Source organism: Luteimonas sp. Soil_N_1, assembly GCF_057656255.1.
The window spans coordinates 2,781,699-2,806,355 of the sequence record NZ_JBDGKS010000001.1 but is presented as its reverse complement, the minus strand read 5'-3'; the positions used below and the strand labels follow the sequence as shown (position 1 = coordinate 2,806,355).

Annotated in this window: 22 protein-coding genes; 15 read left to right on the top strand and 7 right to left on the bottom strand. The window is 63.9% G+C overall.

What is annotated here, in order from left to right; all coding sequences use genetic code 11:
• Positions 1–10: 10 nt before the first annotated feature.
• Together AC3A4E_RS13035 and AC3A4E_RS13030 are read right to left on the bottom strand one after the other, a co-directional pair.
• A complete protein-coding gene (locus AC3A4E_RS13035; RefSeq protein WP_487631848.1) occupies positions 11–1,687 on the bottom strand; it encodes a DUF2207 domain-containing protein in 1,677 nt (558 codons plus the stop codon).
• Positions 1,684–2,241, bottom strand: coding sequence for a LemA family protein (locus tag AC3A4E_RS13030; RefSeq protein ID WP_487631847.1), 558 nt, complete (start codon positions 2,239–2,241; stop codon positions 1,684–1,686). The genes AC3A4E_RS13035 and AC3A4E_RS13030 overlap by 4 nt, the downstream gene beginning before the upstream one ends.
• A gap of 176 nt (positions 2,242–2,417) precedes the next feature.
• Between AC3A4E_RS13030 and AC3A4E_RS13025 the strand changes: the two genes are divergently transcribed.
• Entirely contained in the window at positions 2,418–2,924 is a 507-nt protein-coding gene (locus tag AC3A4E_RS13025) for a DUF4019 domain-containing protein (protein ID WP_487631846.1), read from the top strand.
• Positions 2,925–2,983: 59 nt separating this feature from the next.
• Here the strand turns inward: AC3A4E_RS13025 and AC3A4E_RS13020 are convergent, their stop codons facing one another.
• Complete coding sequence (locus tag AC3A4E_RS13020; RefSeq protein ID WP_332076496.1) at positions 2,984–3,208, bottom strand: RNA-binding S4 domain-containing protein; 225 nt, start codon at positions 3,206–3,208, stop codon at positions 2,984–2,986.
• 195 nt (positions 3,209–3,403) lie between these two features.
• Between AC3A4E_RS13020 and AC3A4E_RS13015 the strand changes: the two genes are divergently transcribed.
• A complete protein-coding gene (locus AC3A4E_RS13015) occupies positions 3,404–4,471 on the top strand; it encodes a sensor domain-containing diguanylate cyclase (protein ID WP_487631845.1) in 1,068 nt (355 codons plus the stop codon).
• Between the two features lie 81 nt (positions 4,472–4,552).
• On the opposite strand, the gene AC3A4E_RS13010 is transcribed toward AC3A4E_RS13015, so the two are convergent.
• The 3 genes from AC3A4E_RS13010 to AC3A4E_RS13000 all read right to left on the bottom strand — a co-directional run bounded on the left by AC3A4E_RS13010 (position 4,553) and on the right by AC3A4E_RS13000 (position 7,478).
• Positions 4,553–5,494 (bottom strand): DMT family transporter, encoded by a 942-nt coding sequence (locus AC3A4E_RS13010; protein ID WP_487631844.1) that lies wholly within the window; start codon positions 5,492–5,494, stop codon positions 4,553–4,555.
• Between the two features lie 62 nt (positions 5,495–5,556).
• Positions 5,557–6,876, bottom strand: coding sequence for an NTP/NDP exchange transporter (locus AC3A4E_RS13005; RefSeq protein WP_487631843.1), 1,320 nt, complete (start codon positions 6,874–6,876; stop codon positions 5,557–5,559).
• A 14-nt stretch (positions 6,877–6,890) separates the two neighbouring features.
• Entirely contained in the window at positions 6,891–7,478 is a 588-nt protein-coding gene (locus tag AC3A4E_RS13000) for a superoxide dismutase (RefSeq protein ID WP_487631842.1), read from the bottom strand.
• Positions 7,479–7,584: 106 nt separating this feature from the next.
• Between AC3A4E_RS13000 and grxD the strand changes: the two genes are divergently transcribed.
• From grxD to ppnN, 5 genes are all read left to right on the top strand, one after another.
• Positions 7,585–7,905: a Grx4 family monothiol glutaredoxin gene (gene grxD, locus AC3A4E_RS12995; protein WP_487631841.1), complete on the top strand. Its 321-nt coding sequence runs from the start codon at positions 7,585–7,587 to the stop codon at positions 7,903–7,905.
• Entirely contained in the window at positions 7,902–8,657 is a 756-nt protein-coding gene (locus tag AC3A4E_RS12990; RefSeq protein WP_487631840.1) for an SDR family NAD(P)-dependent oxidoreductase, read from the top strand. The genes grxD and AC3A4E_RS12990 overlap by 4 nt, the downstream gene beginning before the upstream one ends.
• On the top strand, positions 8,654–9,256 hold the full coding sequence (locus AC3A4E_RS12985) for a YhgN family NAAT transporter (RefSeq protein ID WP_232114615.1): 603 nt from the start codon (positions 8,654–8,656) through the stop codon (positions 9,254–9,256). Before AC3A4E_RS12990 ends, AC3A4E_RS12985 begins: the two co-directional genes overlap by 4 nt.
• A gap of 255 nt (positions 9,257–9,511) precedes the next feature.
• A complete protein-coding gene (locus AC3A4E_RS12980; protein ID WP_487631839.1) occupies positions 9,512–12,718 on the top strand; it encodes a TonB-dependent receptor in 3,207 nt (1,068 codons plus the stop codon).
• A 106-nt stretch (positions 12,719–12,824) separates the two neighbouring features.
• Positions 12,825–14,213 (top strand): nucleotide 5'-monophosphate nucleosidase PpnN, encoded by a 1,389-nt coding sequence (ppnN, locus tag AC3A4E_RS12975; RefSeq protein ID WP_487631838.1) that lies wholly within the window; start codon positions 12,825–12,827, stop codon positions 14,211–14,213.
• Positions 14,214–14,240: 27 nt separating this feature from the next.
• On the opposite strand, the gene AC3A4E_RS12970 is transcribed toward ppnN, so the two are convergent.
• Positions 14,241–15,305, bottom strand: a complete 1,065-nt coding sequence (locus tag AC3A4E_RS12970) for a sensor histidine kinase (protein WP_487631837.1) — start codon at positions 15,303–15,305, stop codon at positions 14,241–14,243.
• Between the two features lie 148 nt (positions 15,306–15,453).
• Here AC3A4E_RS12970 and AC3A4E_RS12965 point away from each other — a divergent pair, with 148 nt between their 5' ends.
• The 8 genes from AC3A4E_RS12965 (at position 15,454) to AC3A4E_RS12930 (ending at position 24,585) form a co-directional block, all read left to right on the top strand.
• On the top strand, positions 15,454–15,984 hold the full coding sequence (locus tag AC3A4E_RS12965; protein ID WP_487631836.1) for a GspH/FimT family pseudopilin: 531 nt from the start codon (positions 15,454–15,456) through the stop codon (positions 15,982–15,984).
• 14 nt (positions 15,985–15,998) lie between these two features.
• Positions 15,999–16,526: a type IV pilus modification protein PilV gene (gene pilV / locus AC3A4E_RS12960; protein ID WP_487631835.1), complete on the top strand. Its 528-nt coding sequence runs from the start codon at positions 15,999–16,001 to the stop codon at positions 16,524–16,526.
• Complete coding sequence (locus tag AC3A4E_RS12955) at positions 16,523–17,470, top strand: prepilin-type N-terminal cleavage/methylation domain-containing protein (RefSeq protein ID WP_487631834.1); 948 nt, start codon at positions 16,523–16,525, stop codon at positions 17,468–17,470. The genes pilV and AC3A4E_RS12955 overlap by 4 nt, the downstream gene beginning before the upstream one ends.
• Positions 17,467–18,033, top strand: a complete 567-nt coding sequence (locus AC3A4E_RS12950) for a pilus assembly PilX family protein (protein ID WP_487631833.1) — start codon at positions 17,467–17,469, stop codon at positions 18,031–18,033. Before AC3A4E_RS12955 ends, AC3A4E_RS12950 begins: the two co-directional genes overlap by 4 nt.
• Positions 18,034–18,060: 27 nt before the next feature.
• Entirely contained in the window at positions 18,061–21,930 is a 3,870-nt protein-coding gene (locus AC3A4E_RS12945) for a pilus assembly protein (protein WP_487631832.1), read from the top strand.
• Positions 21,931–21,934: 4 nt separating this feature from the next.
• Entirely contained in the window at positions 21,935–22,351 is a 417-nt protein-coding gene (locus tag AC3A4E_RS12940; RefSeq protein WP_487631831.1) for a type IV pilin protein, read from the top strand.
• A 288-nt stretch (positions 22,352–22,639) separates the two neighbouring features.
• Complete coding sequence (locus AC3A4E_RS12935; RefSeq protein WP_487631830.1) at positions 22,640–23,965, top strand: tyrosine-type recombinase/integrase; 1,326 nt, start codon at positions 22,640–22,642, stop codon at positions 23,963–23,965.
• A gap of 110 nt (positions 23,966–24,075) precedes the next feature.
• On the top strand, positions 24,076–24,585 hold the full coding sequence (locus AC3A4E_RS12930; RefSeq protein WP_487631829.1) for a hypothetical protein: 510 nt from the start codon (positions 24,076–24,078) through the stop codon (positions 24,583–24,585).
• Positions 24,586–24,657: the final 72 nt, after the last annotated feature.

Here is a 24,657-nt window from a genome sequence, read left to right as displayed (position 1 = left end):
ACCGTTGCGATCAGGGCGCGCTGGACGGCGTTTCCGGGATGGCGCGCTTCGGTCGTGCCGATGCGCTGATGCGTGCGGTGAGGCTGTCGCCGATCGACCGGCTGAAACGGCTCAGGTCGGTCACGACGAGACCGCGATACCAGGAGAAGCCGGCGACCGCTGCGACCGCCGCCGGTGCGCCGACCGAGGCGGCGAAGGCCTTCGTCCAGGCCTCCTCGACCTCCAGCGCGACCGCGTACGGCAGCAGGCGGGCATAGCGCGTGGCGTCGAGCGTCGGGGCGGTGTCGTCGTGGTGACGCGCTGGCTTCGCTGCGCCTGCGAGATGACGCCGCAGGCCTTCCGCATGCGCCAGCAGACGTCGACCTTCCAGGGTCGGCACGCGCACCAGCAGAGTGAAGGCGACCAGCACCGGCAGCATCGAGACGAGCACCAGCGTCGTCGGCCACCAGACCGGCGTGTGCCTGGCCAGCATCAGCGCCGGCACCGCGGCAGCGATGGCGATGCAGAGCCCACCGGCGATGCCGCCAGCGTGCGCGCGGAACAGTGTCGGCACGAAGCGCCTGCGCAGCGCCAGTCCGTGCGCCTTGCAGGCCTGCGCGATGCGCGCGGCGTTCCGGCTGCGCAGGTCCACCGCATCGCGCGGCGCGGGCAGCAGCGCGGACAGTTGCGCGCGCTGCTCCATCGTCGGCAGGGCGTGGGCGCCTTCGCGCGTGCGCTCGATCCGCCAGCCGGTGCGCGTCCCCTGTGCGACGCGCTGGATGCACAGGTGTTCGTCGACGGCGCCCGCGAGCAGGTCGGCCGCAAAGCCACGTGCGTCGTGGCGCATGCGGCGCATGTAGCGCAGCCCGGCGGGGGAGAAGCCCCGGGGCGGCTCGAAATGCGCCGGGACCGAACCCGGCACCTGCAACCGCCGCGTACGCCACCAGCGCAGCACGCAGTAGGTCAGCAGCACCAGCAGCCCGGCGAGCGCGACCAGCAGGCCGGCATGGTCCCGCGTCCACCAGGTGATGCGCTGGCGCAGGTCGGGCGGGGTGACCAGTCCTTTCGGAAATGCCAGTCGGACCTGCAGCCCTTCATGCGGTTGCAGCGGGCGGGTCGTCGTCCAGCGGACGCTGCCGCCCGCCGACGACGCCACATGGAACGCCCGCTCGCCGGACCCGCGCGCGCCCGTCTCACCCTCGGCCTGCAATGCATCCAGCGTGAGGGCGCCGGGCAGGATGACGGTGACGGTGGCGCGCTCGACCGGCACGTCATGCGTGCGACCGATCGCATCGAAGGACAGCGCATCGTGGTCGTCGCCGAACAACACTTGCCGTGTCGTGCGATAGCGCAGCAGATAGACGGGCTGCGAGGGCACGGGGAGGTAGCCGCTGTCGCCGGTCCGCAGGTGCAGGGCGTCCGCGGTGTGCCGTGCGCGCCACGGCTCGGCGCGTCCGTCGCGCATCACATCGCGGGGCTGGATGTCGGCGCGTACCAGCCCGCCACGCAGGTCGCGGTCATGGGTCGGCAGCGTGCGGACGATGCCCTGCCGGAACACCTTGCCCTCTGCGCGGACCTGGATCCGCTCGGTCACATCGACATGGCCGTCGGCCAGCACGCGCGCCTCGACATCGTGGGACAGGACCCGCTCCTGGGCCGCCGTCGGCCAGGCCACGCAGAGGCACAGCACAAGCGCGATGCGTTTCAACGCAGCCCGTCCACGGCAACCGCCTGGCGGCCCTCGGCGTCCGCCTGGAAGAACGCGGCGGGCCCGATGCCCGCCAGCCGCGCCACCACCAGGTCGGGCACACGCTGCACGGCATCGTTGAGGTCGCGGACCGCGCCGTTGTAGAAGCGGCGTGCGTACTGCAGGTGCGTCTCGACTTCGACGAGGTCGGTCTGCAACTGTACGAAGCCCGCGCCTGCAGTGAGTGCCGGATACGCTTCCTGCAGGGCGAGCAACCGCGCGATGCCGTCACTGAGCGCGCGTTCGACACCCGACAGGGCGGCGGCGTCGGACAGGCCCATCGCCTGTGCGCGCAGCGCGGTCACCGCTTCCAGCGTGGCGCGTTCGTGGCCGGCGCCGGCGCGGACGGCTGCGACGAGGCCGGGCACCAGGTCGTGGCGCCGCACCAGTTGCACATCGATGTCGGCCCAGGCGGTCCGGACCTGGTTGCGCAGGCCCACCAGCCGGTTGAACACGACGATGCCCCAGACGAGCAGGACCGCGACCACGAGCGCGGCGGCGACCGTTGCCGTCATCGATGGGGCCCTGCGCTGTCCGGAGCTCGATTCATGGCCGTCTGCATGGCGGTTCAGGCGCCCGAGCATACCCGGTGACGGTGGCCGGGCCATCCGCCCGGGGCGGGTGCTTGCCGGCCCCGATGCAATGCGTACACTCGGTCCACTTCACTGCATTCCTGCGAGGAACGTCACACATGAACACCCTACGTCTGTCGTTGTCGGCCGCCCTGCTGGTCGCCCTCGCGTCCGCCGCCAACGCCCAGCAGCCCGCTGCACAGCCGGCCGCCCAGCCTGCCGCCGCCGCCCAGCAGGCGCTCACGCCCGAGCAGCAGGCGCAGGTCGCGCGCCAGGATGCCGAGATGGGCGCCGCCGCCCTGCAGGTCATGCAGATGATCGACGGCAACCGCGCTGGCGAAGTGTGGGACGGCGCATCGGCCGCGATGAAGAGCGCCGTGACGCGCGAAGAGTTCGTGACCCAGATCAACGCCGACCGTACCCGTCTGGGCGCGGCCAGCCAGCGCGCGCAGCCGGTGGTCAGCCGCTCGCAGTTCGCCGCCGGCGAAGAAGTGCCCGAGGGCATCTACATCAACGTCGCTTCGCCGACCACGTTCGCCAGCCAGCCGCAGGCGGTGCGCGAACTGGTGTCGTTCCGTCTCGACGAGGACCGCACCTGGCGCGTGTCGGGCTACAGCGTCCGCTGAGCCCAGCGACTTCCGATCTGCCGGACGGCGCCTGCGGGCGCCGTTCGTGCGTCTGCGGCTCAGTGCGCCGCGACGACGCGGATCACCTGGCCGTCGAGTTCGACGGTCTGGTCCGCGCGGATCTTGCAGGTCTTGCGCAGCTCGACGACACCGTCGACGAACACCGCGCCACTGGCGACGATCGCCTTGCCGGCCCCGCCGCTGTCGCACAGGCCTGCAAGCTTGAGCAGCTGGTTGAGTTCGACGTGGTCGCGTTCCAGCGGAAATTCGATTGGCGCGGGCATCATCCGGTCTCAGGGTGCGGAGGCACAGTATCGGCGATTGCGCCGCGTGCGCCGCGCGCGCTGGATCGCGATCGGTGCCGCACGGACGGTGAACCACTGGGCGCAAACAGGTGCTCTGCGCTACCGTGGACGCAGTCCATTCCTGATCATCGCAATGGTTGTCCATCGATCGCGCCGGGCAGGCGCCCTCCGTCCATGATGCGTCCGCCAATGCCGGCAGACGAAGCCGCACGACAGGCCACGCTGGACGCGTACCGCATCCTCGACACACCGCGCGAGGCCGCCTATGACGATCTCGTCGCGATCGCCGCGTCCATCTGCGAAGTGCCGATGGCGGTCATCACCCTGATCGACCACGAGCGGCAATGGTTCAAGTCGGCGCATGGCGTCGACGGCGACGGCACCTCGCGCGACATCTCGTTCTGCGCGCACGCGATTCTCGATCCGGGCGAGACCATGGTCGTCACCGACGCACGCCTGGACCCGCGCTTCAGCGGCAATCCGATGGTCACCGGCGGGCCGCACATCCGGTTCTACGCGGGTGCACCGATGCGCGCCGCCGATGGTCAGCCGATGGGCACGTTCTGCGTCATCGACGACAGGCCGCGCGAACTCGAACCCGACCGGCGCCGCGCGCTGGAGGCCCTGTCGCGGCAGGCCTCGCGCCTGATGGAACTGCATCGCATCAGCCAGGACCTGCGCCTGCAGCTCGAGGAGCGCGGCTGGTACGAACAGCAGCTGTTGCACTACCAGCAGGAGCTGGAGCACCAGAATGCGGACCTCGCCGAGCAGTCGTCGACCGATCCGCTGACCGGACTGGCCAACCGTCGCGCCTTCGCGCGCACGCTGGACCAGGCGATCACCCGGGCCCATGCGCTCGGCACGCCGCTGTCGGTGGCGATCATCGACATCGACCATTTCAAGTCGATCAACGATCTTCACGGCCACGCCGAGGGCGACCGCGTGTTGCAATCACTGGGCGCAATGCTGCTTTCGACCGAGGCGGCGCGCGGGCGCGTGGCGCGCTTCGGCGGTGAGGAGTTCGTGCGGCTGCTGCCGGATCGGGCCCTGGACGATGCCGCGCGGGAATCGGAGTACCTGCGCGAGGCAGTCGCGGCGATGCCGACCGGGCTGCCGGTCACGATCAGCATCGGCGTGGCGATGCTGCAGCCCGGCGAGGACGCCTCTTCGCTGCTCGCGCGTGCGGACCAGGCGCTGTACAGGGCCAAGCACGAGGGCCGTGACCGCGTCTGCGCGTTGTAATCCCGATCCTCGCAAGCGCGCCGCTGCGTGCGGTGCAGCGCTTTACCCCTGTCCCATCCGTGAGCGGCGCGCGCGCCGTCTTCAGTCGGCGATCTGTTTGGCCTCGCCGGCTGCAAGATTCTCGGGATGCACGATGCGCCGCGGGCGCGACAGCAGCGGGTAGACCAGCACCGCCGCCAGGATGATCGCGACGCCCGCATAGAAGCGCGGCGTCAGCTCGTGTTGTTCGCCGAGCAGCACGATGGCGAGTGCGATCGCATAGACCGGTTCCAGATTGACCGCGAGCTGCGCGGCGAACGCGCTCATGTGTCGCAACGCGACCAGTGACAGCGCGAACGGCAGCAGCGTGCAGGCGAACGCGAGCAGCAGCAGGTAGGCGCCGTCGTGCAGGCTCGGCAGCGTCAGCAGACTGCCGGCGAACGCGGGGAACAGCAGCGGCATCAGCGGTGCGAGCAGGGTCAGGGTCAGCGTGCCGGCGCCGAGTTCGAGTGCGGTGACCGTCAGTGGGTCGGCGCGTTCGACCAGACGCTTGTTCAAGGAGCCGAAGCAGGCGACGAACAACGCAGACAGCGCGCCGACCGCCACACCGACACGCATGCCGTCCGGAATGCCGCCGACCACCAGCGCCACGCCCGGCAGCACGGCGATGCCCAGCGCCAGTTCCCGCCATGAAAAGCGGCTGCGCGCGACCAGCGGTTCGATCAGCGCGATGAACACCGTCGCCAGCGCCATGCAGGTTGCCGCGACGGATGCGTTGGCGAGCTTCACCGCGCCATAGAACGTGAGCCAGTGCAGCGCGACCAGCGCGCCGACGCCGGCATAGGCCAGCAGCAGGCGCGGCGGCAACGCGCGGATGCCGCGCCAGACCCGCGGCAGCAGCATCAGCGTGCCGGCGACCAGCAACATGCGCCACCACACCAGCGGCAGCGCGGGCAGGGTGATCACCTTGCCGAGGATGGCGGTGAAGCCCCAGAGCAGGACGCAGAAGTGGATCTGCCAGTGGGCTTTCGTCGTGGGCTGCATCGGAGGACGCCGGCAAGGGCGCGCATTATCCATCGCCGGTGCCTGCGCGGGGCGGGCGCCGGTCAGTGCGGTGCTCGAGATCCGTCGGTAGCTGGCGGCAACAGGTTCGCATCCGCATGCCGCTGCTGGGCACGCCCCAGCCAGATGCCCAGCGCCGCCCAGACCAGCGCCAGCGGCACGACCACACTGACCAGCCCGCCGAGTGCCAGGCCCAGCCGTCCGAGCACGCCTTCGGTCTGTGCGCCGACCACATCGCCGACGCGGTAGACGAAGGTGTCGATGAAGGCCTTGGCCTTGTACTTGTCCTCGCGGCCGACGACGGTGAACAGCGTTTCCCGTGCGGGGCGGGTCAGGCCGCGCTGGATCGCGCGGTTGGTCGCCTCGAGCAGGATCAGCACCAGGAACGAGCCGTAGATCGCCAGGCCGATGAAACCGACCGCCATCGCGATCGGCAGCAGCGCCAGCGCGAAGGCCAGCCCGAGCCGGCGGATGATGTGGCCGGTCAGGGTGACCTGCAGCACCAGCACCGCGACCTGCGTCCACATGTCGATGCTGCCGAGCAGGCCGGTGCGCGCGTCGAGATCGGTTTCCGCCGCGGCCACCATCTGCAGTCGGGTGAAATAGATGAAGGTCGCGACGATGGTCATGATCACCACGTAGCCGGCGACGCCCATCAGATAGCGCGACGCGAACACCGCGCGGATGCCGGCCCAGGCGCTGCCGCCGATCCGGACGGCCTCGTCGTCCCGGGGCGCCGCATGCGCTTCGCGTGATCCATCTGTGCCCAATCGCACCAGCAGCCAGGCCAGGCCGATCGACACCCCGAGAAACGCCGCGGCGATCAGCAGCAGGGCGGGGGTGCCCAGCGGCTCGGCCAGACGCGCGGCAAGCCACGGGCCGAAGATCGCGCCCAGGGTGCCGCCGACCGCGATCAGCGCGAACAGGCGCTTGCTCTGGTCGCTGCTGAAGCGATCGGCGAGCAAGGCCCAGAACACCATCGTCACGAACAGGTTGAAGACGCTGAACCAGACGTAGAACACCTGCCCGCTGCGCGCACCGATCGCGCCGGGCGCGAACACCAGCAGGGCCCAGAAGCCGATCAGGCTCAACGCGAAAAAGGCATACGTCGCCGAGATGAAGTGCAGCCGCCGCAAGCGCGCGACCAGCCAGCCGAACACCGGATTGACCAGCAGCGTGACGATGGCGGTACCGACGAACAGCCAGCGCACGCTGTCGAGGCCGCGCTCCATGCCCAGCGCATCGCGCGCCGGCCGCAGCAGCATCAGCGCGGTCAGGATGCAGAAGAAGAACAGCCCCGCGACGAGGACTGGCGCCGTTTCGCCACGGCGCAGGTTGAACAGGTCGGCAATCCTGTCGGACATCGCAGGGCAGGGGCTCAGCGCAGCCGCGCCGCGACCGCGTCCCAGTTCACCAGGTGCCAGAACGCATCGAGATACCGCCTGCGGTTGTCGCGATAGTCGAGATACCAGGCGTGCTCCCAGAGCGAGATGGCGAGCAGCGGTGTATCCTGTCCGGTGATCGGTGTGGCGGCATTGGCGGTGGCCGCCAGAGCCAGCCGCCCATCGGGACGCTGCAGCAGCCAGACCCAGCCTGCGCCGAACATCGACAGGGCCAGCGCGTCGAAACGCGTGCGGAACGTCGTGACGTCACCGAATTGCCGCACGATCGTCTCTGCAAGCCGGCCCTTCGGCTCGCCGCCGCCCCCTGCCGCCGCGGGCTTGAGCGAATGCCAGTAGAAGCTGTTGTTCCAGGCCTGGGCGGCGTGGTCGAACGCCGCGCCCTGTGCCTTGCGCACGATGACCTCCAGCGCTTCGTCGGCGAGCTCGGTGCCGGCGAGCAGCGCGTTGACGCGCTCGATGTGCCCGCGTTGCAGATGGCCGTGGTGCTGGTCGAGCGTGTCGCCGGACAGATGCGGCTCCAGCGCGGTGCGGTCGTAGGGCAGTGCGGCAAGTTCGAGAGGCATTGGCCGGCGGTCCGGTGGCGGTGGCGACGACGCGATAGAATGCACCAATTCCGAAACCCGATCCCCGCAGGCGATGTCCGGTGGCGGGATCACGCAGGAGCACCGTGTGTCCATCCTCGAACGCATCCAGGCCGAAATCGACGGTCATGCCATCGTGCTGTTCATGAAGGGTACGCCCCGGTTTCCGATGTGTGGCTTCTCCAGCCGCACGGTCGCTGCGCTGCAGGATGCGGGCGCGCGGGGATATCGCACCATCAATGTGCTCGAGGAGCCGGAGATCCGCGCGAACCTGCCGCGCTTCTCGAACTGGCCCACGTTCCCGCAGCTGTTCATCCACGGCGAACTGATCGGCGGTTGCGACATCACGCTCGAACTGCACGAGTCGGGCGAGCTCTCGCGCATGGTGGCCGAGGTGCTGGAGGCGTGAGCGACGGCGTGTCGGGGGAGGGCGACGGTCTGCTGGCCGGGCGCGTCGTGCTGGTCGTGGGCGCCACGGGTGGGCTGGGCGAGGCCGCATCGCTGGCCTGCGCCGCCGCCGGTGCCCGTCTGGTGCTGCTGGGCCGGCGCGTGCCCCGTCTCAACCGTCTGCACGACCGGATCGAGGCGGCGGCCACCGCGCCCGCCCTGTATCCGCTGGATCTGGAAGGCGCGACGCCGGACGACTATGCCGAGCTCGCATCCCGGCTCGAAACCGGCTTCGGACGCCTCGACGGCATCCTGCATGTCGCTGCCGCGTTCGACGGCCTGACGCCGCTCGAACTGACCGCGCCGGACACGTTTGCCCGCGCGCTGCACGTCAATCTCACTGCGCGCTGGTGGCTCACCCAGGCCTGCCTGCCACTGCTGCGGCGCTCTGCGGATGCGGCCGTGGTATTCGCGATCGATGATCCCGCACGCACCGGCGCCGCCTACTGGGGCGGCTACGGGCTGGCCCAGGCGGCGCTCGGGAGCCTGGTCGGCATGCTGCAGGCCGAACTGGGCGACGGGCCTGTCCGCGTGACCGGCCTGCTGCCGCCGCCGATGCGGACACCGCTACGGGCCAAGGCGCATGTCGAGGCCGAAGATCGTGTCGCGCGGTCACCGGTCGACGTGGCTGCCCACTGTGTCGAACTGCTGTCGCCGGCCGGTGCGCTACATCGCGGCCAACTCCGCGCGGCCGACGGAGCGCTGCGCGCATGACCATCGCCTCGGCTGCGCTGCTGCTGTTCCTGATCCTCGATCCGCTGGGCAACATTCCGGTGTTCCTGAGCATGCTGCGGCGGCTCACCCCGCAGCGCCAGCGCATCGTGCTGGCCCGCGAGCTGCTGATCGCGCTGGTCGTGCTGATGCTGTTTCTCTGGGCCGGCAAGTACGCGCTCGAGGTCATGCACCTGCGCCAGGAATCGGTCGCGATCGCCGGCGGCATCGTGCTGTTCCTGATCGGCATCCGCATGATCTTCCCGCCGCCGGAAGGCCTGATGGGCGAGATCCCCGACGGCGAGCCCTTCATCGTGCCGATGGCGATCCCGCTGGTCGCCGGACCGTCCGGCATGGCGGCGGTGATGCTGATGGGCAGCAACGAACCCGACCGGCTCGGCGAGTGGAGTCTGGCGCTGCTGATCGCCTGGGGCGCCACGGCCGCGATCCTGTTTTCGGCCACTTACCTCTACAAACTGCTCGGTGCGCGTGCCCTGACCGCGATCGAGCGGCTGATGGGCATGCTGCTCGTCGCGATCTCCGTCCAGATGCTGCTCGATGGTCTGGTCAGCTACCTCAGGGCCGGTCTTGCACCCATGTGAGCACGGCGTGACCACAGTGCGACAAGGACTTACGCGTCTTTGTTACTGCTGGGCATAAAACCCAACGGGGTCAGTGGTTTGCGCCTGTCCGCGGCTGTCATGGCACTGTCACTTCCGTTGGTTACCGTGTTAACCTGTTGTTAACCACGGCGCTTCGCCCGCGCGCTGTGGCGGGGCCCCCATTCTTGTTCGAAGACCTGACCGTCGCTCGCCATCCGGCTTGCGCCGACATCCACGCATCGAGGCTATAGACCCATGAACCACACGCATCGCGCCCGACTCTCCAAGCTGTCGCTCGGCCTGATCGTCGCCCTTGCAGCCGCTCCTGCGTTCGCGCAGAGCACGTCCGCCGGTGTTGCCGGCCAGGTGACTGGCGCCGGTGGCGCACCCGTGACCGGCGCGGATGTGACCATCGTGCACACCGAGTCGGGCACCGTCAGCCGTGCCACGACCGATGCGAGCGGCCGCTACAACGCCCGTGGCCTGCGTGTGGGTGGTCCGTACACCATCACCGTCACCAAGCCGGGTGAAGGCACGCGTACTGAAGACAACGTTTATCTGAACCTCAATCAGGTCAACACCGTCAATTCCTCGCTCACTGGCGACCTCACCACGCTCGAGCGCGTGACCGCGACCGCGATCGGTGGTGGTTCCGAGGTGTTCAGCTCGACCAAGATCGGCACTGGCAGCAACGTGACCCGCGAGGTGATCGAATCGCTGCCGTCGGCCAACCACAACATCCAGGATTACATCCGCCTCGATCCGCGCATTTCGCAGGTGTCCAAGGCGGACGGTGCGATCTCCGCCGGTGGCCAGAACACCCGCTACAACGTGATCCGCATCGACGGTCTGTCGGTCAGCGATCCGTTCGGTCTGGAAGCCAACAACCTGCCGACCGAGCGTCAGCCGGTCTCCATGGCAGCGATCCAAGAGATCAACATCGACCTGGCCAACTACGACACTACGATCACCGGCGGCACCGGTGCGGTCGTGAACGTGGTGACCAAGTCGGGCACCAACGAGTTCTCCGGCGAAGTCTATGGCAGCTACCGCGACGGCGACTGGGTGCGCGAGAACCTGCGCGACATCGAGTTCAACGGCTTCGACAGCGAGAAGACCTACGGCGCCGCTTTCGGTGGCCCGCTGATCAAGGATCGCCTGTTCTTCTTCGCCAACTACGAGAAGAACACCCGCAGTGCACCGGGCGTCAGCATCGGCGGCACCCCGCTGGCCGCTGGCCGCATCACCGACGCCAACATTGCGCGCGCGCAGCAGATCGCCACCGGCTACGGTCTGCAGGCGGGTGCATTCGACCAGGTCGCCAGCCGCACCGAACTTGAAGAGTACGCGCTCAAGCTCGACTGGAACATCAACGAGAACCACCGCGCGATGCTGCGCTACTCGAACTTCGACCAAGCCCAGCCGCGCTTCCCGCAGATCACCAACTCCGCAGTGTCGCTCAGCAGCTTCTGGTATGACCAGGAGAAGACCTTCAAGAGCTGGGCCGGCGAACTGTTCAGCGACTGGACCGACTCGTTCACCACCGAGTTCCGCGTCTCCAAGCGCGATTACACCTCGGTGCGCAATCCCTATACGCGCGCACCGCAGATCCGAGTTCGGGTGGGCAACGACTCGATTTACTTCGGTACCGAGCAGAACACGCACACCAATGTCTTGGAAACGAGCCAGTGGAGTTCGTCGCTTGCCGGCTATTTCTATGCGGGCGATCACACCCTGAAGTTCGGTGCCGACTACGAATACAACGACGTTTACAACTTCTACGGCCGCAATCTTTTTGGTGCGTACGATTTCGGCAGCCTCGACGATTTCGAGAATGGCAGGCCGCGCGAGTACGTTGTTCGTGTTCCGACTGGTCCCGGCAGCGTTCCTGCCCAGTACAAGACCCAGAATCTCGGTCTGTTTGTCCAAGACACCTGGGCCGTCAATTACAACCTCACCTTGACCTACGGCCTGCGGTGGGACCGCCCGAGCTGGAGCGCGCAACAGGTGTACCAGCCGCGCATCATGCAGCTGTATGGCGTCGACAACACCGTTACCGCCGGCCAGAGCCTGCTGCAGCCACGCGTGGGCTTCAATTACACCTTCGACAGTGAGCGTCCGACGCAGCTGCGTGGTGGCTTCGGTCTGTTCCAGGGCGCCGCACCCAACGTGTGGCTCTCGGGCGTCTACTCCAACAACGGCGCCAACTATCTCGAGTACACCCAAAGGAACGCGACGAGTCGGATTCTGAACCCGGGTGTCGATCCCGATAATCCCTACATTCCTACAAGCGGCGCCGGCCGTTTGAATGTGGATGTCTTGGAGCCTGGCTTCCGTCAGCCTTCTTCTTGGAAGGCAAACCTGGCGTTCGATCACGAACTGCCGTGGTACGGCGTGGTGGCGTCAGCCGAGTACCTCTATACCAAGGTCAAGGATGCGGTGTACTTCGAGCGTCTTGACGTCGGTTCGCCGACGTTCGTTTCGCAGCAAGATGGCCGTGAGATCTACTGGAATGCGGCAGGACGCAACCCGCTGCTGGCTGGGTCGACGGGCATTCAGGACGGATCGAACGGTGCGCTCAATCGTGCCACTCGTCCATCCGATATCGGTGACGTACTGATCGGTCGCAACACCAGCAGCGGCTACAGCTCGCAGGCGACTTTCTCGCTGCAGAAGCCGTTCAATGATGGCGACTGGAACTGGTCGCTGGCCTACACTTACACCGAGGCCAACGAAGTCAGCCCGCTTAGCAGCTCGCAGAACACCTCGAACTGGAACGGTACGTTGGCCTTGGACGCGAACGATCCGGTCAGTTATGGCTCGCGCTATGCCATCAAGGATCGTTTCAGCGCGATCGTCTCGTGGCAGCACGCCTTCTTCGGCGACTACAAGACCAAGGTCTCGACGTTCTATGAAGGCCGTTCGGGCCGCCCGTACAGCCTGGTGTACTTCAACGACATCAACGGCGACGGCGCTGCCACCAACGACCTGTTCTACGTGCCGGCCGGCCCTGGCGATGTGCTGTGGACCGGTGGTGCGGCGATGGAGCGGGCGTTCTTCGAGTGGCTCGACCAGAACCCGGAGTACAAGAGCTACCAGGGCGGCGTCGCGCCGGCCAACGCGTTCCGCGCGAAGTGGGTCAACAGCTTCGATGTGCGCATCAGCCAGGAACTCCCGGGTTTCTTCCAGGGCCACCGCAGCGAGATCGCGCTCGATATCTTCAATATCGGCAACCTGATCAACAAAGATTGGGGGTTGATCGAGGATTATGGCTTCAACTCGACCCAGCGCATCGCCAACTATGCTGGTATCGATCCGACCACCGGCAAGTACGTCTACAACTTCAGCAATGCAGGCAACCGACGTCCAGACAGCGCCAGCATCCAGGAAAACAACAACGACAAGGGCAATACCGCGGTCAGCCGCTGGTCGGCGATGTTGAGCTTCCGCTACAAGTTCTGATCCCCGGATCGAACGCGTGACACGAAACGGCCGGGGAAACCCGGCCGTTTTCTTATGTGCAGGGTCCTGCGCTACAGTGCCGCACCCCTATGAAAAGCGAAGAAGAATGAGTAACGAGAACAGGGCGGCGACGGCGCTGCCCACGGTGAATGCCTATGTGTATCCCCGCGGTGGCCTGGACGTGCTGTCCCGCGACGAAGTCGCCCGCCTGAAGGACGCGTCTACCGGCGGCATGCACGATCTGCTGCGCCGCTGTGCGTTGGCCGTGCTGACCAGCGGCAGCGCCTCCGACGACCCGCGTGCGGCCCAGGAGCTGTACCCCGACTTCGAGATCCAGGTGCTGCAGCAGGATCGCGGCATCCGGATCGAGCTGACCAATGCGCCGGCGATGGCCTTCGTCGATGGCCAGATCATCCGCGGCGTCGCCGAGCTGCTGTTCGCGGTCGTGCGCGACCTGGCCTACACCGCCATCGAACTTGGGCCGGAGTACGCGACCGATCTCGAGACTTCGTCCGGGATCACCAACGCGGTGTTCGGTCTGTTGCGCAATGCGCGCCTGCTGCAGCCGGGCGACCCGAACATGGTGGTCTGCTGGGGCGGTCACTCGATCAACCGCGTCGAGTACGACTACACCAAGCTGGTCGGCTACGAGCTCGGCCTGCGTGGCATGGACATCTGCACCGGCTGCGGCCCGGGTGCGATGAAGGGCCCGATGAAGGGCGCCAATGTCGCCCACGCCAAGCAGCGCCAGTATCCGGCGCGCTACATCGGCATCACCGAGCCGGGCATCATCGCCGCCGAATCGCCGAACCCGATCGTCAACCAGCTGGTGATCATGCCGGACATCGAGAAGCGTCTCGAATCGTTCGTGCGCCTCGGTCACGGCATCATCGTGTTCCCCGGTGGTGTGGGCACGGCGGAGGAGATTCTGTATCTGCTCGGCCTGCTGCTGCAGGAAGAGAACCGCGAGATCCCGTTCCCTTTCATCCTCACCGGTCCGACCGCGTCGGCGCCGTACTTCGAGCAGATCGACCAGTTCATCCGCCTGACCCTGGGCGAAGAAGCCGCCTCCCGCTACGAGATCATCGTCGCCGATCCCGAACAGGTCGCGCGTCGTATGGCGGCCGGCATCCGCAAGGTCAAGGAATACCGGGTCGGCCACAAGGACTCGTTCTATTTCAACTGGTCGCTGTCGATCCCGCTCGACCTCCAGCAACCCTTCGTGCCCACCCACGAGGCCATGGCCTCACTCGATCTGCATCACGGCCGCGATGCACACGCACTCGCCGCCGATCTGCGTCGCGCGTTCTCGGGCATCGTCGCGGGCAACGTCAAGGAAGACGGCATGCGACGGGTAGAGGAATTCGGCCCGTTCCGCATCAATGGCGACCGCGACATCATGCAGTCGCTCGACGCATTGCTGCGCGCGTTCGTCGACCAACGGCGCATGAAGATCGCCGGTGATTACAGGCCTTGTTACGAGGTGGTGGCCTGAGCGAAGCAGACCGACCAGGCGCACCGGCTACGGGGCCGGGACGCCTGCTCGGATCTGTCGTGGCTGCGCAAAGGGAACCGAAAGCTCGGCGACGTATTCGTCGTGCTCCACGCGCGTGGCAAGGCTCCCTTCTCCACCCGTAAAGGCCTCTATCCGGCCGGAGACCGCCTCCAGGCCGATTCCATGTCCTGCGGACGCGGCTGACCCACACGCCCTGTTGCGGACAACGATCATCACAGCGTCGTCGGTCCGGCGGGCGCTGATGGAGATGTGACCACCCTGCATCTGCGGCTCGATGCCATGTTTCACCGCGTTTTCGACCAGCGGTTGGATGGAGAGCGGGGGCAGCTCGACCGGGAGGCCTTCGATGTCGCCCGGGATGTTCCAGCGGACCTCCAGTCGGTGGCCGAATCGAAGCTGCTCGATCTCAAGATATCGCCTGGTGAGGGCGAGCTCTTCTTCGAGCACGACTGTATCGGCGTCCGAGATGGCTGCGCGGAACAGATCGGATAACGCGAGGAGGAGTTGTTCGGCGGCGTCGGGGCGGTCGTGGACCAGCGCAATGCCGGTATTGATCGTGTTGAACAGGAAGTGGGGGCGGATCCGGGCCTGCAAGGCTTCCAGATCCGCCTGCTTGGCGCGGAGTGTGAGCTGGTGCGTATTCCACTGGGCGTGGAACGCCACCAGTGCGATCAATCCAACGGTCAGGGCGATACCGGTCAGCTGCCAGGTCAAGCTCAGCCAGCGGCGGTCCGGCACCGGCCACAGGTCCCCCAGCGCCAGCCAGCCCAGCCAGCACACCAGCCACGTACTCAGTAGCAGCGCCGCAAGACCGAGCTGGGCGATGCGGGGCGGCGAGAGTCGTGAGAGCCAGCTCCGGCACAGGTACAGGACGCCGAACGAGATGAGGATGATCCACTGCGTAGCGAAAGCGGCGACGGCAAAGTAGATCAAGCGGTCCCCCGATACACCAGGCGCGATGGCAAGGATGCCAGCCAGCGCAAGCCCCACCATCACGGTGCGGATGAGGCTCTTGGCCTGCCAGAGCGTGTCGAGCGGATGGATGGAAGGGCGGCTGGAGGGCATGGGCATAAGCAGACTCGTGACCTGATGCGATGGCGTCGGGCGCGGGCGGGAGGCACAACGCCATCCATGCGGCAGATCCTACCGTTTGTCCCGAAACAGCTGGAGCACGTCTCGCCAGGCCTCTAAGGTGAATGTCTGCCAAGGGGAGGGGGCTATGCGGTCTGATTTGTACCGGTGTTTCACGGTGAGCGGTCGGTCGGCGCAGAGGGGGTTCTCGCTGATCGAACTGGCCGTGGCGGTTGCCGTCGTTGGCATTCTCGCGGCGATCGCCTACCCCGCGTTTACTTCGATCATCAATGCCGGCCGATTGAACACACATGCCGAGGATCTGGCCGCATCACTGCAGCTGGCACGTAGCGAGGCGATTGCCCGCAATGCACGTGTATCGGTGTGCGGCAGTCAAGATGGGGCGACATGTGGCGGCACGTGGAATCACTGGCTCACAGTTCTGGATGCGAACAATTCCGTTCTGCGTGCGCACGCAGTTGTACCGCCGGTACGGGTGACCTCGGGCGTGGAGCGCGTGACGTATGCGCCGGATGGGTTGGTGGTCACTGCCGTCAACAGTGCGATGACCGTCTGCATTCCGACAGCGAGCCCGCCCGAGAACCAGCGCAATGTGAGCCTCGCCTCGGCATCGCGCATCTCCATCGAAAGAGCCAATGGCGGGGGTGCCTGCCCGTGACAGGAATCCGGACGATGCGAACCGTGTGGAAACACTCCAGTCAGGGGCGTCTGACGAGGCAACAGAGTGGTGTCAGCCTGATCGAAGTGATGGTGTCCGTGCTGGTACTGGCGGTGGCACTGCTCGGCATCGGGGCGATGCAGGCAACGGCGTTGCGCAATGGTCAGAGCTCGCTCGAACGGAGTCAGGTCGTGGCGTTTTCCTACTCCATTCTCGACTCGATGCGCGCCAACCGTGCTGCAGCGCTCAATGGCGAGTACAACCTGGCCGCCATGGAGTGCAGCATTCCCACCGGCACGAGCCTGGCGCAGACGGATCTGGCCCGCTGGATCACGTCACTGAAGCGAGCCATGGTAGGGGCGGACGTTGACCCCGCTAGCGACACAACCACTTGTGCGCAGGTGGCGTGTGCCGCTGGCGTCTGTACGGTCACCGTCCAGTGGGATGACACGAGAGGACGCGCCACCAATGCGTCGGCCACTGGCGCCGAGCGTGTCGAGGGTGGTGCGCAGCGGCAGGTTCAGACGGTAACCACACTATGAGTGCCTTCCGTTCTCCTTTCGCCTCCCGTGCAGTGATGCGGGGCATGTCGCTGATCGAACTGATGGTCGCGATGGTGATAGGTCTGGTTGTCCTGGGCGCAGTGACAGGCATCTTCCTGTCCAGCCAACAAGCCTACCGCGCGACCGAGGGGCTGGGGCGGGCCCAGGAAAGCGTGCAGTTCGGATTTGAACTCATGGCCCGCGACTTGCGTGAAGCGGGCGGGAATCCGTGCGATGTCAACCTGCCACTTGCAAACGTCGCGGATTCGACCGGTGCCAACTGGTGGACGAACTGGACGCAACCCTTGCGTGGAATTGCTGACGCCACCGAGGTGGGAGGAGTGGCGGAAAGCAATGCGGTCCAGATTCTTTCGATGGGAGATGCACTTGCCAATGTGACGTCCCAAACGGGCACCGTATTCACCGTCGACAACGCAGGTCTGTTCCAGAACAACGATGTATTGATGGTCTGCGACATGCGGCAACTGGCTGTCTTCCGGGCGATCATCGTGCCGGCGAGCAACACGATCGATCACGCACACACCGGCAACTGCAGTAACAGCCTGAATGTCCTTCCGGCACCCTGTGATTCCGATGCACCGACTTATCTGTATGGCGCGAACTCTGTCATCAGTAGATTGAGCGGTGTGCGGTGGTTCGTTGCAGAGAACGGCAGGGGCGACGGGCGTTCCCTGTTCCGTGTACTCAATGGCGGGGCGCGAGAGGAAATGGTGGAAGGTGTCCAGGATATGCGGATCCAGTATCTGCAGGGTGCTGACTCGGGAGGATATGTCGATGCGGGCGGCATCACGAACTGGCAGGCGGTGACTTCAATGCGCATTTCCCTGTCAACACGAAGCGAAGCCAATGTGGGCAGCACCGACAACAGCCGGATCGTCCGTAACTTCGAGCACGTTGTGAATGTGAGGAACCGTACGCCATGAACCAGCAGACGCGATTCACGCCCGGACCGCAGAAGCAAAGCGGCATCAGTCTGGTTGTCGTACTGATCGTGCTGGTGGTCATGACCCTGGTGGGATTGGCGGCCATCCGCGGCACCGTCCTGCGTGAGCGCATGAGCTCCAACATGTATGACCGAAGTCTCGCGTTCCAGTCTGCGGAATCAGCGCTGCGCGAAGCGGAGGCAGCGGTGCGGCAGGCTGTGCTCACGGGAACGCCGATTGGAATCGACTGCAGCGCCGCCGGTGCATCTTGTCCGATTCCACCGTCCAATACCTACACCGGTGGCGGCTCGGAGTGGGTCACTACGACAACTGCGCCGCCATCGCTCGCAGCCGGAAGATCGCAGTACTACATCCAGTTCCTCGGGCAGCGTGACAGCACCGATGAGCTGAACCTTGGGTTCAGTGCAGGTGCCAACCAGTATGGCGGGGGCGGTGGAGTGCCGCTGGAGTCTTTTTACCGCGTCATAGCGCGTAGTCATGATCCAGCAGGCACAGCTGATCGTTCGGTGGTTGTACTCCACTCCAATATTGCTATCAAGTAGCGCAGTCAGAGTATTCCGGAAAACGCCATGAACGCAGCTAAATTCAACGAAAATACTCGTCGGGTCTCTTTCAGGGGGCGTGCAGCGGCTTTCACAGTGGGTGTACTTGCCGCGCTGAGTTCAGTGTCTGCAGTTTCTGTAGAAATCGAACAGCGACCGCTGTATCTGGGCAGCGATGTGCCTGGTAATCTGGCGCTGGTGCCATCGGTAGAATTTCCCACGGTAATCAGTGCTGCTAACCTACAGACGAATTATACGTCTGCAATAAACGCAGTGGGATATTTCGACCCCGCTAAGTGCTATGAATATGCCTTTAAAGGGAGTGAGCCGGAACATCATTTTTATCCGGTCGGTCGGGCTGTTAACAAGGTGTGTAGCGGCCCCTATTGGAGTGGCAACTTCCTGAATTGGGCAGCGACACAAACGATCGATCCTTTTCGATCTGCGTTAACCGGCGGTTACCGCGTCAGGGACACAGAAGGGGAAACATGGCTGGAAAAGGCATTTGCGGATGCCGGGCAGGGCAGTACTAGCAACTTCGAGCATAGATCGGTCACCAATGTAGGGCAGGTTGGTGGCGCTACGCCGGTTCCTTGGTCAAGCATTTACATGCGCATTTTGCACCTCGGAAACAAGATGTGGTTCGCTTCGGATTTGGTTCCAGGAGTTTTTGCTAGAGGAATCGTTATTCAGCCAGCGCCTTATTCCTTGACACTTTCTCCGGTCACCTACGGTAGTCGAGCTTGCTCCGCCGGAGAAGTAAATTGCGTGCCGAGGTGTTTGGGGGGGCGGCCTAGATTGCTCGATCGAGACAATCAGCTTCGCTGCTACCCAAATAACAACGAAAATAATTTTGAGCTTCCGACCTACCGGGTGATTGGAAACATCTATCAAGTTAGTGTGCGCGTGAAAGTGTGTGATGCAGGTGTCGGCTTGGAGCCGAACTGCGTTTCTTACCCGAGTGGATATTACAAGCCTGAAGGCCTGATCCAGGAATATTCGGATAAGATTACCTACAGTGCCTTCAGCTATCAAAATGTGAACGGAGATCGGCTGGATGGAGGCGTTCTGCGCGCCAACCAGAAGTTTGTTGGTCCGCTGACGTATTATCCGGAAGAAGGTCAACGGAGCAACCCAGCACGTGAATGGGATCCTGTGACTGGGCAGCAGTACGACAACCCTGATTATGCTGATGCTGCTGCAACCGCTCTGCGTGTGTCTCAGGGAGGAGGATGTACGCTTCCTGGTGGTTGCACTATTCGGAATAGTGGCGTCATAAATTACATTAACAAGTTCGGGCAGATGAACACCGGGAAGGCGGTGAAGAGCCAGGATAACGTGAGTGAGCTGTATTACGCCGCGGTGCGGTATTTCAAGAATCTCGTGGATGTCGAGGCTTACTCTGCTCTGCAAGGAAATGCGAATGAGCGTTACCAGCGTGCAGATGGGTTTCCCATAATTACCGACTGGGATCATGAGGTGGACGGCGTCAGGGTTCGCGATCCTATCCGCTATCAGTGCCAGACGAATGTCATTCTCGGCATCGGCGATACAAACACGTGGGATGACAAAAATCTGCCGAGCGCGTCCCAGACGTCGTCGGCAAGAGAGCCGACAAAACCGGTTGAAGTCCGCGAAGATAAAACGGTCGACGTTGTCGAGATGATGACGAAAATCTTCCGGATGGAAATGGGGTGGACGGAGGCCGTGGCGCGTCAGCGCGCGCTTCGGGATCATTTCAATAATGATGGTCACAAGAACTCTGCGTTCATTGCCGCGCTGGCCTACGACTCGCACACTCGAGATATTCGTCCGCAGACAAGACCGAATGGCTTCAGCGGGATGCAGACAATTTCCACGCACTGGGTGGATGTCATCGAAGGTCGTACCGACGAAAATTACAAGACTCCAGAGACCAATCAGTACTATCTGGCTACCAAATATGGCGGCTTCACCGTTCCGGAGGGTTACAACCCTGACACTCGAGCCCAACCCTTGGAGGACGCTTGGTGGACGACACCGGGTGATGTCACTCCTAGGTTCAAACGTCCGAAGAATTTCTACGCTGCGGCAGATGCGACACGTATGATTGCCAGTCTGAGGCTGGCATTCCAGAATATTCTCGATGAAATGCAGGGGTCAGCAAGTTCGTTTGCGAGCAATACGACCCGACTGGAGGCTGGTGCAAAGAGCTATCAGGCACAGTTCAGAACGGGGCAGAACAACGAGTGGAGTGGTGAACTCAACGCATATGACGTAAGCCTATCTACGGGGGCGTTGACACTGGCGTGGTCTGCCTCCAGCAACTTTCCGGTATGGGGCCCAACCAATAGCGCACCAGATGCTCGGAAGATATTCTTCAATGGTGGTGGCGAGCTAGAGCCGTTCGAAGGAGCGGTCCTTGGTATGAGCCGCGCCGAGGTGGAGTATCTGCGTGGCGATCGCTCGGGTGAAGAAAGCCGTGGTGGGGTGTTCCGGAATCGCGCCGGGGTGCTCGGAGATATCGTCAATTCGCAGCCTACGTTCGTAGGCGTTCCAAACAGTCGTTTGTTTGCCGGGCAGAATTTTCCGGGTGCGGCTCAGTATGCCGCGTTCGCTGCAGCACACGGGTCGCGCACCCCCGTCATCTATGTAGGCGCCAACGACGGCATGTTGCATGCATTCAATGCGACGACTGGCAGGGAGCTATTTGCGTTTGTTCCCACGGAAGGCGCAGCTAAGCTTCACGGTGAAGGCGGATATACCGACCCCGATTATGAGCATGCATATACGGTCGACGGATCGTTGACTGCTGCAGACTGGTACAACGGTACCGGGTGGCGAACAGTGGTCGTCGGGACGATGGGGCGAGGTGGGAAGAGTGCTTTCGCGCTAGACGTTACCGATCCTGCGTCACCTTCGCTGCTATGGGAAGTGGACGCCGCAGCGCTGGGCAACAATCTCGGCCAGCCGATCGTCGCCCAGGTATCGAGCGGAGAGTGGCGGGTTTTGCTTGGAAATGGTCCCAACAGTTCAGACGGCGTTGCGAGGCTCATTTCAATCGATATCGGTACAGGCGCGGTTGCCTCGGTCTCCACTGGGGCAGGTGGCGGCAATGGCCTGTCGGGTATCAACGCATGGTCTACAGAGGGCAATGGCATCTTTGATGCCGCTTACGCGGGTGACCTGAAGGGCAACCTTTGGAAGTTCGATCTGGCTGCTGGCACTTCCAGCTTGCTCTTTGCTGCGGGTGAGTCGAAGCCGATTACCGCAACGCCTCTGGTTGCGCGGAACCCGCGCACGTTGCAGACCTGGGTATTTCTAGGCACTGGCCGCTATCTGAATTCCGCAGACGTCTCGAACAAGGACGTCCAGAGTTGGTACGGCCTAATCGACAAAGGTGCCACGATCACCAGCGGCTTGCGCAGCGTCGGAATTCAGGCTGAAGGCGTAGTCGCTGGGCGTGATGTACGCGTCATCGACGAGGTCGGCAGTCCTGGTACGAACGGGTGGGTGATGGACCTTGTTCCTCCAGACGGCGTAGCTCGGGGTGAGCGCATGGTTGTCCCGAACTTCTTCCAGGGCCTCACCCTCATCGGCACTACCCGGATTCCGGACGCAAACGACGTCTGCAGCCCCAGTGGCAAGGGCTTCACGATGGCAATCGATCCTTTTACAGGAGGGCGACTGTCGGGGAATTTCTTCGATGTCACGGGTGATGGAAAGGTGGACGCAAAGGACATGTTGAATGGCGTTCCGGTGTCCGGAATCGGCTACGACAGCAGCCCGAGCAATCCGATCTTCCTCGGCGACATCATGTACACAAGCCTGGATGACGGCACCAGTGCGGTCGTCCAGACCAATGCTTCAGGAGACGACCTCAGGCGAGTGTCCTGGCGCGAGCTGATCAGGAACTGATGACATGCAGAAGCCCTGTTCCAGAAAGCCCAGCTTCCGCGTCCACAAGCCGGGTGGATTCACCTTGGTCGAGCTGATGATCGTCGTCGCCATCATCGGCATCCTGGCTGCGATCGCCTATCCGGCGTACATGCAGTACCTGGTCAAGTCGCGTCGGACGGCTGTCACATCGTGTCTGCAGGAACATGCGCAGCTCATGGAGCGTTACTACACGACGCGCATGACATACGTGGGGGCACCGGCTCCGACTTGTGACCCGGCTCTGGCTGATTTCTACACCGTCAGTTTCGTGGCAACCCCCGTCGCGCGGCAGTTCGCGGTTCAGGCCGCGCCGACGAACCGGCAGCCGGACGCGACATGTGGCACCTTGACGGTCAACCAGCAGGGCGCCAGGACGCCGTCGACTGCCGGGTGCTGGTGAACGAAAAGCAATTGGTTTTGCCAAAAAAAAGCCGCGACTGAGTCGCGGCTTTTTTGAATCTGGCGCCCGAAGTTGGACTCGAACCAACGACCCCCTGATTAACAGTCACGGTCTCATGTGTTGTACGAAGATGGACCACCTGATCTGATGGCGGCAAGAGACTGATCCAATTGCGTTTTATTGGCCCCATGCTCCAGACTATGTTTACCGGAGATGGACCAAGTAGTCCCCACGCTGGCCCCACAGTGGCCCCACGCGGTCTCTCGGCTCCATCCAGAGAGACGAGCAATGCCCCAATACAAGTTGACCAAGAACTTCTGCGACGCCAAGCAGGCGCCCGCAGTGGACGGCGTGCTGCCGCCCGGCGAGTACAGCGATTCGGAGCTGCGTGGATTCCAGCTTCGTGTCCTAGCCAGCGGCAAGAAGCAATTCGTCATCCGATATCGGGTGCCCGGACGGAGAGCACGCCTCACCCTCGGTGACTACGGCGTCCTGACCGCCGATCTAGCCCGCAAACTCGCCCAGCAGAAGCTGGCGGAGGTCACGATGGGAGCAGACCCGTCCACGGCCAAGGCTGAGGCGAGGAGGGCGTGGTCGGTGCGGCGGCTTGTCGAGCACTACCGCCAAGAGGTCCTGCCGAAGCGCAAGTCCGCGACGCGAGAAGGCTACGAGCGCTACTTGAGGGACACCATCTTGCCGGCGCTGGGAACCAAGGAAGCTGCGAAGGTCTCGCATACAGACATCGTGAACATGTTTCGAGGCGCGGAGCGAGCGGCGCGGAGCCTCAACACGGACGGCACGACCAAGAATACGGGTGCCACCACCGCGAACCGCGTCCTGGCAACAGCCTCAACATTGTTCGCGGAGGCCATCGCCCAAGGCATCCGTACGGATAACCCCTGCTCGTCGGTGAAGCGCAACCCCGAGAAGAAGAAGGAGCGTTTCCTAACGCCCCTCGAAACCGCGCGTCTCCTCGCTGCTTGTGATCGGTCCCCGCACCAGCTGTCGGCCAACCTGCTGCGCCTCTTGGTGTTCACGGGTGCTCGCAAGGGCGAAACGATGCGTGCGAGATGGGATCAGTTCGATCTAGTCGGCGCGGTCTGGAGCAAGCCCAGCCACGAAACCAAACAGAATCGGCTGCATGTGATTACTTTGATGCCTCAGGCGGTAGCTCTGCTGAAGGAAATGAAGGCCCAAAACGAGGGCGGTGCCACATCCGAGTGGCTGTTTCCGGGGCAGAAACCGGGAAGCCCCATTGCCAGCCCGAAGCGGAGCATCACTGCAATTTTTGAGGATGCCGGCCTTCTCGATGATGACGCGCCGAGGGAGCTTCGCGTCTCTCCGCATGTCCTGCGGCATAGCTTCGCCACGCAGGCGATCTCGCAGGGTGGCAGCCTTGCAGTCGTCGGCAAGGCGCTTGGCCATACGCAGGCCTCCACAACGAATCGCTACGCGCACGCTGAACACAATCCGATGCGTCAGATCGGCAACCTAGTCGGCGACGGTATCAGGGAAGCGCAGGAGCAATTGCGCCAGTTGGAAGCGGAGGCGGCGGCGCTTGCGGCGGCAGCGGGAGACAACGTGGTGCCGATGCCGCTGCGCAAGGCGGGCTGAGAATTCTTTCCATCCATCCGCGCCTATCTGTCTTTTTGCGAAGCGGCGCGACCACTTCGGCTGTGTCCATGACAAAGCGAAAAGACACTAGGGCTGTCCTGAAACTGGAGATGCACAAGCTCGTTGTAGCTCGGTCCGACATCGCGAGTGCCCAACGAGCGTGCGGCCTGATTCTGGAACGGGTCACTGGCCTAGGCCACGAGTTGTACGCCCCACTGTTCAATGCCGCCGTGGTCGCCTACGGGCGTCCCTTCAGCGGCAATAAGGGAACTGGAACTCTCTCCCGTCACTGGAGCGAGTTTGCTGATCAGCGCCTGCGGGTGGCACATAAAAAGCTGATCGACACACGAAACCAGCTTGTCGCCCACAGCGACAGCACCGTGCGATCTATAACCCTCGTGCCGCCGGGTGTCTCTTTTGGCGGCACGGTCAGCGCGAGCATGGCGTTCCGGATCGATGGCTATAGATTCGGTCGGCCGGTGTTTGTGGACATGCACGACACTTGCGGCTTCCAGATCGAACGCATGGGAGCACGAATCGACGAGCTGGTGACGCTTCTCTACGGCGACGTGCAGCTACCCGCGCACGAGTTTCCGCTGACGCTGGACGAAGGTTTGTAACCGGGTGACGGCCGCGGCGTAGGGTGTTTATTTTTTTTCGACCCCATACGCTCAAACTGGCAGCAACGGCCC